The 8,381-nt window shown below is 68.5% G+C and carries 6 protein-coding genes and 2 pseudogenes; 5 read left to right on the forward strand and 3 right to left on the reverse strand.

The features are described from left to right. Window positions 1-110: 110 nt before the first annotated feature. Window positions 111-940 (reverse strand): annotated as a pseudogene (locus tag ACIPLC_RS37790) (IS5 family transposase). A gap of 116 nt (window positions 941-1,056) precedes the next feature. On the opposite strand from ACIPLC_RS37790, the gene ACIPLC_RS37795 reads away from it, so the two are divergent. The 5 genes and pseudogenes from ACIPLC_RS37795 to ACIPLC_RS37815 all read left to right on the forward strand — a co-directional run. Continuing rightward, on the forward strand, window positions 1,057-1,488 hold the full coding sequence (locus ACIPLC_RS37795) for an Imm1 family immunity protein (RefSeq protein WP_400477598.1): 432 nt from the start codon (window positions 1,057-1,059) through the stop codon (window positions 1,486-1,488). Between the two features lie 466 nt (window positions 1,489-1,954). Then, complete coding sequence (locus ACIPLC_RS37800; protein WP_400477599.1) at window positions 1,955-2,740, forward strand: DNA/RNA non-specific endonuclease; 786 nt, start codon at window positions 1,955-1,957, stop codon at window positions 2,738-2,740. A gap of 67 nt (window positions 2,741-2,807) precedes the next feature. Continuing rightward, complete coding sequence (locus tag ACIPLC_RS37805; protein WP_400477600.1) at window positions 2,808-3,320, forward strand: SMI1/KNR4 family protein; 513 nt, start codon at window positions 2,808-2,810, stop codon at window positions 3,318-3,320. Between the two features lie 49 nt (window positions 3,321-3,369). Beyond that, window positions 3,370-3,618, forward strand: a complete 249-nt coding sequence (locus ACIPLC_RS37810; RefSeq protein ID WP_400477601.1) for a hypothetical protein — start codon at window positions 3,370-3,372, stop codon at window positions 3,616-3,618. A 101-nt stretch (window positions 3,619-3,719) separates the two neighbouring features. Then, a pseudogene (locus ACIPLC_RS37815) lies at window positions 3,720-3,923 on the forward strand (hypothetical protein); the annotation flags it as partial. Between the two features lie 131 nt (window positions 3,924-4,054). Here ACIPLC_RS37815 and ACIPLC_RS37820 read toward each other — a convergent pair. Further along, window positions 4,055-4,894: an aminoglycoside phosphotransferase family protein gene (locus tag ACIPLC_RS37820; RefSeq protein ID WP_400477602.1), complete on the reverse strand. Its 840-nt coding sequence runs from the start codon at window positions 4,892-4,894 to the stop codon at window positions 4,055-4,057. A gap of 1,383 nt (window positions 4,895-6,277) precedes the next feature. Beyond that, on the reverse strand, window positions 6,278-6,676 hold the full coding sequence (locus tag ACIPLC_RS37825; protein WP_400477603.1) for a hypothetical protein: 399 nt from the start codon (window positions 6,674-6,676) through the stop codon (window positions 6,278-6,280). Between the last annotated feature and the right edge of the window lie 1,705 nt (window positions 6,677-8,381).

Genomic DNA, 8,381 nt, shown 5'->3' on the forward strand with positions numbered 1-8,381 from the left:
GGAACCGGCCACACGGCAGCTGGGGCAAGCGCCGCAAACCGCGGAAAGCGTAGGCACCAGCAGCCCAAAGAGCGATCTACAGCTGGAGTACTAGGCGGTGTCGTCAAGGGTCAGGCCCATATGAGGAGTGAGGCGAGGGTGGCGGCGGCTTGGTAGGACACGGCGGTCTTGTCGAACCTGGTGGCCAGGCCTCGCCACTGCTTTAGGCGGTTGAAGCAGGGTTCGACGGCGTTGCGGTGCTTGTAGAGCTGGCGATTGAACGCCGGTGGGCGACCGCCGAGCCTGCCGCGCCGCAGTCGGTTGGCGATCTGGTCGGCCCGCTCGGGGATGGTGTGGCTGATGTCGTGCTTCCGCAGCCAGGCGCGGATCGCCTTGGAGCTGCAGCCCTTGTCGCCGAGGACGTGTTCGGGGCGGGTCCGGGGCCGTCCTGGTCCAACCCGGGGCACCCGAATCGCGTCCATGACGGCGGTGAACTGGGTGCAGTCGTTGGTGTTCCCGTCTGTGAGGACGAGGGCGAGCGGTCTGCCGAGTCCATCGACGGCCAGATGGAGTTTGCTGGTCAGCCCGCCTCGGGAGCGGCCGAGCGCCTGGTTTTGGGTCCCCCTTTTCGCGCCCCGGCAGCGTGCTGGTGGGCCCGCACGATGGTCGAGTCGACCGACACGAGCCAGTCGATGTCGCCAGCCGCGTCCGCCTTCGCCTGCGCGGCCCGCAGCATCCGATCGAATGTCCCGTCTTGGGCCCAGCGTCGGAACCGGGTGTGCAGGGTGGCCCAGGAGCCGTACCGCGGTGGCACGTCCCGCCAGGCCACCCCGGTCCGGAACTTCCACACGATCCCGTTCAGCACCGTCCGGTCGTCCAGCCGCGGGCGGCCCGTGCCGGGCCTGGGCAGCAGCGGCTCCACCAAGCCCCACTCGGCATCGGAGAGTTCATGGCGACGTATCACCACACCATGATCCACTAACCAAGATCACTTTGACGACACTGCCTAGTACATTGGCCAGACCCGGTCGAAGGCTGGGTCGAGAAGGTGTACGGGGCGAACAAGGAGATATGGCAATGAGCAACGGCGTTGAGGTTCGATACAAGTCTGGACACGGCGAGAACCCACCCATCATCACGACGATCGATGGACTGGACGCCGTTGTCGACGACCTGCTTTCAGGCGTTGACTCCTACTGCACCATGGCCGAGGTGTACTCACTGGACCGGGAGCTGATGCCCTCAGGGTTCCCCGACCACCACTTCATCGTCTGCGCGGACAGGGATCTCGGAATGGGACTCGTGTCGTACGCGGACGAGCACGGCAACGTGACATCCGTCGGGTCGCCGGAGACTCGCACCGAGCCGACCTACCACATGGTGGGCCACATGACCACATTTGCCGACCACTCAGAGGTCCCGATCCCGCTCGTTCGCCAGGCGTTGAAGGAGTTCCTTACCTCTCGAGGACAGCGGCCTGAATGCATTGAATGGCAGCCCGGTCGGTAGAAGATCCTGAACGGGTAACCGGTCGAGCGTGACGTCGAACCAGCGACATGACCGACCGACTCAGCCTCCGCCCAATGGGCGGAGGCTTTCTTCTTTCCCCGACCAAGAGCCGAACCCCACGGTCCCGAACGTCTATGGCGGGGTGGAGGCCGTACTGTCCGGGCTCGGCACTACACGCGGCCGTGGCCCCTGGCCGGTGGCTTCGTGCGCACGAACGTAGCCACTGGCGGTCAGACCAGGGTGCTTCCCATGATGGCGTTGATGGCCTCGGTTTCGAGGAGCAGGCCGACCTGGTCGAGCGGGAGCTCCTCGGCCGGGACGCCCCCCCGGCCCCACCCTGCCCCGGCCCAAGCCGCCAACGGATACCCGCCCGATCAACGACAGCGACCGTCCGCACGCCAACCCCGACCCGATCGACTTCTTCACCGACACCATCGTCACCGTCGGCACCGCCACCGTCTCCAGCGTGGTCGTCGAAGGCGCTCCGGTCGTCGTCGGCACCGCAACCGCCGTCGGCGCCGGCATCGTCGCCAGCACCGACGCCGTGATCGACCTCCTCACTGAGTCGGAGCCCAAGCCGATTCCCGGCCCGCGCCCCGGCGATCCGGGGGGAGAAGACAAGCGTCGAGGCCAGAGCTGCCAGCGCGACGGCGCGGGCTGGGTCGACATTGGCCCGGTGGATGTCGGCAACGGTGGGCGAGCCACTGGTATCACGGCCTGCCTGGACAGCGCCTACCTGAGTTCGCATAAGGGCAGCAGCACGGACGTGAAGAATGGCATCAAGCCCGCTGGCTACGACTGGGCCCGGAAGCAGGTGGGCTACTGGGGCGGGAATACCCGCGATGTAAACGCCTGCCACGTGCTAGGGGCCCAGCTGTCCGGATCGGGCACCAACCTTGCCAACCTGGTCACCTGCGGCAGCGACGCCAACTTCTACGTTGGGAAGAAGAAGCCGAGCGGCTCCAACCCTGGCCCCATGGACAGCATGCTGACCTTCGAGGACAAGGTGAAGAATCAGGTCGATAGCGGGAACACCGTGCTCTACCAGGTGACCCCACACTACGCGGGCAGCCGGAACGTGCCCTACAAGATCGAGATGTCCTACATCGCCTGGAACAAGGACGGCCATTTGATCGGCGCGGACCACGACAAGACGCCGAACCTGATCTACACCGCAGGGAGTGGCTGGAAGAATCTCGGCAGCTCGATTCACAGCGGCACAGGGCAGGACGCCGGGCAGTACGGTGACTGATCGAACCGCGCCATCCCACGGAGGAGATACCGCCATGGTCCACCCGGCCATTACCCGCCTCTCGGCCTTGCTTGGGGAGCCGAGCACCCTGGGCGACACCGTCGACTGGGATGAGCTGGCACAGACCACTGGCCTGCGCCTGCCCGCCGACTACCGCGACTTCGTCACGCTCTACGGCGGCGGCGAGCTGGACGAGTACCTCGCTGTTAGCACGCCGCCGGTGGCCGGCTCCCTGTACGGCGACCTCGTCGACGGACTGGACTTCGACCCGAGGGAGGAGCCGGCGGCCCCTACCGGCACCGTCTCGGAGGACCTGGAAGACAGGAGGCTTCTCCCCTTCGCGAGCAGCGCCAATGGGGACGTGGTCTTCTGGCTCTGCGACAGCCAGAACCCGGACACCTGGGACGTCGTCGTCTTCAAACGCCAGCCCCTCTACGGGGAGGAACGCTGGATCCGCTTTGAGGCGGGCTTCGGTGGCTTCCTCCTCGGCACCCTCGGCGGCACGCTGCCGAACCCGTTCAGCGACAGAGGCTTCGCTGAGCCCCCGCACGCCTACCGCAACTGGCGGCAATCGCTGTAACTCGCATGGTGTTCACGCACGGCTGCTGGCGGTGGATGCGATCTGCTTCGTGGATCCGAAGTCGAGCGTGATCGACATCGTCCAGGCCGTCGACCGGGCGCTGCGCCAGTCCTACCAGCAGGGCAAGGTGTCCTGGGTCGTCATCCCTGTCTACCTCCCCTCGCCCGAGGTCCACGCCGCGGGCGAGGGTGGCGGCGTGCCGGTGGAGCGCGTGGTCGGCCGCGTGGGACAGGCCCGACAGCGGGTCGCCGAGGAGGGGCTTGGGCGGTGGCGACGAGCTCGGTCTCGGCGGCCGTGAGCGCCCCGTCGTTGTCCGGCACGGCTGCCGCGCTCTCCTTCCCGGCGGTGGTGGTGGATGTGCCGGCCCGGGGTGCTGGCCGCTCGGGTGCTCAGCACGCGATGGCGGTCAACGAGACGATCGCCGCGTTCGTCCTCGGCGGCAGCGCGCCCGGGGCCGCGGGCGGGGTGGGCACGGTGCGGTCCTGGTCGACCGAGACCGAGTTCCCGCTGCCGGGCGGGAAGCGCAAGGTGCGCCCGGACGGGGTGTGGCAGGCCCCGGAGATCGGGGTGCCGGTGCTGATGGTCGAGGTCGACCGCTCCACCATGGCGCCGGCCGACGTCGCCGCGAAGTTCCCCCGGTACCGCGAGCTGTTCCGCGTCAAGGTCCGCGGCAACGACCCGGCCCTCGCCGACCGGGAGCCGGGCGACCGGACGGTGCACTGGTGGCGCCGCGCCTACCCCGGCCACACCCGCGCCGGATACCCGCCCGTCGCCCTGGTCGTCACCGACGCCGGACCCACCGCGCTGACCAACCGCCAGGAAGCGATCGGGGACCTGTCGGCCGAGAGCAAGGTCCACGCGATCGCGAGGTCGCAAGCGGGGTCCCCCACGCCACACGTACCGAAGTCGATGACGGCGGCGAGCTGTCCGTCCTCAAGGAGGAGGTTTCCCTGGGCAAGGTCGCCGTGGAACCAGACGTCGGTCCCGTCCCACTGCGCCTCGAGCGCCTGAGTCCACAACTCATGTGCCGGCGCGACGTCGAGGTGGCCGCGCAGTTCGTCCAGCGCACCGAGTGCCTGCGCCTCGTAGGTCCGCAGCGTTGTTCCACGGAACCAGTTGTGTCTGCCAGGCTGTGGCCCTTGCGAGGCATCGATGCTCTGCAACGCGGCGACGAAGTTGGCCTTGCCCTCGGCGAAGCGGATCGGATCGACGACTGACCCGAACGTCGCAGGCGTGCCGTCGATCCACCCGTAGACCGACCACGCGAACGGGTAGGTCGCACCAGGACTCCCCTTCGCTAGCGGCACCGGGATCGGCAGCGGGAGAGCGGGCGCCAGCTCGGGTAGCCAACGGTGCTCCTTCTCCACGGCCAAGGCGTACTCCTGCGCGTTGGGCAGGCGGAGCACCATGTTGTCGCCCAAGTGGAAGATCCGGTTGTCCCAGCCGCCGTTCTCCACAGCCGTCACAGGTAGCGCGGCCCATTGTGGGAACTGATCGGCCACGAGCCGTCCTGCCTGTTCGGCACTGACGGTGACCCGCTGGGGCATGGGTCCGAGATCTGGAACATCGTTCAACAGGTACCCCCTTGTCTGGGCTCTCGTGTGAGCAGACAGACATTGCTCCACGCGAGTAAAACCCACCCGATATCGGACCGACCGCGCGGCCCCCCCAGGGGCCTGCTGCCCCTTCCAGCGTGCGCGGCCCAGCCTGGTGACCTCCGGCTGGGCCGCGTTGCTCTGTCCACAGCCAACCCCGGCCAGGGTGGCGCCATGATGACGGCGAAGAAGACCGCAGCGCCCTGCCAGGCCCACGTCGCCGGTAGCTGGGGCCACTGCCCGGTGGCGGAGCTGCGCACCGTCCAGGCACGGCTCCTGGCGCTGCTGGAGCGGTACGCCGACGGCCCGTTGAGCATGGATTACCGGTTCAGCCCGGACAAGACCACCGAAGCGGGCGATCCGCCTGCTCGCGGTCCTCCTGGACGTGCCTCCCAGGGCCGTACGCCGCCACGCTCGCGGCTCCCGCTGGCCCGTTGGTGTTGTCGGTCCCGACGAAGCGGGAGTTGGTGGCCGCGCTGGTGTCCGCCCCGGACGATCCGTGGTGGGAGACGCGGGTGCTCCACGCGAAGCGCTACCCGGTAAGGGACCGCGGGTGTGACCTGTTGGTGTTGTGGGACGTGGAATGACCCCACACACCATGTTGTCTGGACCTTTGGTTATGCCTGTCGGTGGTGTCCGGCCGGGCGGCAGCGGAGTGGGATTGGTAACTGTGTGTGGTTGCCGGAGTGGCGGTGGGGGCTGGCCGGCTGCTGGTGGGGCCGAGAGGGTGTTTCAGGCCTGTATCCGGCGGTGAATTCAGCCTTGAATTCCATGCCGCTGTTTTGGTGGATCGGTTTCCGGTGGTGTTCTGTATTCGGGTGGGATTGGTCGGGGTGTGGGGCGGCGGTGGGGTCGGTGTTCGGTTTCTGGCGGTGCTGTTCTGGTGGCCCGCGCCGCGCGCCGTGCTTCCGGGTGGTGCCTTCGGCGCCGTCCGGGCCGGGGGCTGCTGATCCCGCTCCCGGGCGACCGGGCCCGCGTCCCGCACCTGTCGTTGCTGCGTCGCCGTCCGGGTGGCCGCGGCATGCTCCCCGGCCCGGTCCGCTGCTCCCGTACTGCGTGCTGGGCGGCCTGCCGACCTTTCGGGACCTGCCCGACACGGCGATGGCCGGTATCGGTCGGCGAGGTCGCCGTAGCCCCCCGCCGTCCAGACCGTCTTGCGGAAGTCCGCAAGGCCGAGTGCCTGGGCGCCCTGCCCGGCGGTGGGCGGGAAGTGCGTGGTGGCGCAACGGGCACACTACCAGGCCTGGTTCCAGAGCCGCTCGGCCCGCGGCCGACCCGCCAACCACCGCCGTCTGGCGAGGAACAGAGCGGTCGCGCCTGCCAGGAGGGCGATCGCGACGGGGCCAGGATCAGGCACGCCCCTCAGAGCGGGACCAGCGCGTCGTCCGCGTCGGCGAGCGGGGCCGCCGCGTGTGTGACCGGGGAAGCCGGAGCGGCCTTCGGAACGACATCCGGGAAGTCGGTGGGGAAGCCGTTCGGGAACCCCGGATGCTTGGTCACCCAGTCCGGCGGCGAGAGGCCGGGCTTCTGGTGGACGGGCGCGTCGCACGCCATGGCGCCCTGAATGAGGGTGAAGACCGCCCCGACCAGCGTCACGAAGCCCAGGCCCACCAGCGCCTGGACCGCCATGCTGGTGGTGGGCGGCGCGGGCGCCAGCACCCGGCCAAGGGCAGAGACCTCTTCGCGGGTCTCGGTGCCACCGTCACGGCCGGAGGCACGCACGGTGACGTTCCGCCGCTCGCCCAGGTGGACCCCCGGCACGCTGCGGACCTGGCCGGTCAGCCCGCAGCTCGGGCAGGGCCACAGGGCCACAGGGCGCCGGGCGGCGGTGACACGAGTACGGCGTCATTGATCGACATGTGCGTAAATCCCCCATGAGTACGGCGGTTAGACGACCGTTCGTATCCCGGTGGACGCCCCCGCCGCCCCCGCCGGCCTCATGCTGGCGCCGCCTGCCGCCGTTCTGGTCGGCCGTCAGGCCGTCTCGCCCTGGTCCGGCTCGTCCTGCCGTCGGGCCCTGATGGCACCGCCAGGGCCGTGCCCGGGCCCGTCTCGGGCCCGCCCTCCCCGCCGTCCTGGCCCGGTGTTCGGTTTGGTGTCGCGGTTCTGGTGATTGCTCCGGGGTGCAACACGGGGCGGCGTTGCGGGCCTGAACAGGCGTTATGTGGCAGGGAGGGGCCTGGTTGCGCGTGTTGCACCCGCTGCTCGGTCCGCCGGCCTCGGCCGCTCCCCGCCGCCCGAGCTGCTGCGCCCTGGCTGTGTCCCTGGCCGTCCTGGTGCCCGGCCTGGCTGATTCCTGGAGCTGGAATTCGCGGGTGTATTTCCCGGGGGCCTGCCGTGGTTTCCGGGCGTCTGGCCGCCGTCGTTGTCCGGCCCGCTGCTCCGGCTCGCCTCGCCGTCCGGCCTCGGCGCACGGCCAGTGTCCTTCCGGTATCCGCCGCCCGGTGGCGCCGTAGGCGACACCGGTCCGGGGCCCGATTCCGCCTGGAGGGGCCGCCAGGCCCCGACCCAACGCCGAAGGCCCGTGTGGCTGGTCAAGCAGCTTGAAAGCGAGGCCAAGTCTGCCACCGGCCTCCGAGCGACTTGCCCGACGCCGACGTGTACGGTCCTGGCACACGACAGCTCCGCAGAGAAGCCTTTCCGCCGGCGGAGGTCAAGTTTCTATCGGGGGAGGTGTGAAGGCTGCGTGGGAGCCAGCCTGGGGATTTCTCCATTAGTCAAGAAAGGAATTTGACGTGATTGTAAACTGGGCAGAGATTGAGGAATTTTCCTCTCCTGCATACTTTCATTCTTTTCGCCATATCGTTGACGATGCAGTTTCCCGCGGGGGCTTGAAGCCAGTCCCGGTCGGGACGCCGTACTCCGCCGGGGTATTTCATGAGGAATGATATCGAGCTGCCTCGGGTGAATTGTGGCGCTTGATTCCGCCGGATTTCCCATTCAAGGGGACATTTGAGATTGTGGCGACACTCGAGCAGTAGTGCGGAGATTACCTGATCTGCAAGATACAGGAAAATCCTCTCTGGAAAATCCGGAGGGGCCTTCTCAGTGCGCGCCACCGGTGATGGGCGGAGTGTGGGTTGTGGTGGCGCGTCACCGGCTCTCAGTGGCCGGGTGGTGGCCGCCGCTGGCCAGTGCCCTGTGTTACTGAACGGCGGTGTACGCAGCCCGCACAACTCCCGGCGCCGCAGTCAGGGATGGGGCCGGGCGGAGCGCACAGCGGGGTCCGGAACGGGGCCGGAGTGCGCCAGGCCTCGCCGGCTACGCCGTCCACGGCGCCCGCGAGTGTCCGTTGGTGGGCGGGGGAGAGCACCTATGGGGAGGCGGTGGGTGTGCGGTTCGGGGTGGTGACGTGGCTGGGTTTTGCTGGTTAGTACTCCAGCTGTAGATCACGATCATGCTTGGGTCGCGGCTTGGCGTCTGTAGTGACTGGCCTGGGAACGGGCTTGATGACGACGTCTCCAGT

Origin of the sequence: Kitasatospora sp. NPDC086801, assembly GCF_044745805.1 — a bacterium.
In the GTDB taxonomy this organism is placed as follows: Bacteria; Actinomycetota; Actinomycetes; order Streptomycetales; family Streptomycetaceae; genus Kitasatospora.

Excerpts from the sequence above, each read along its gene's own strand:
- ACIPLC_RS37795 (WP_400477598.1), top strand. The coding sequence starts at position 1,057 with ATGAGCAACGGCGTTGAGGTTCGATACAAGTCTGGACACGGCGAGAAC.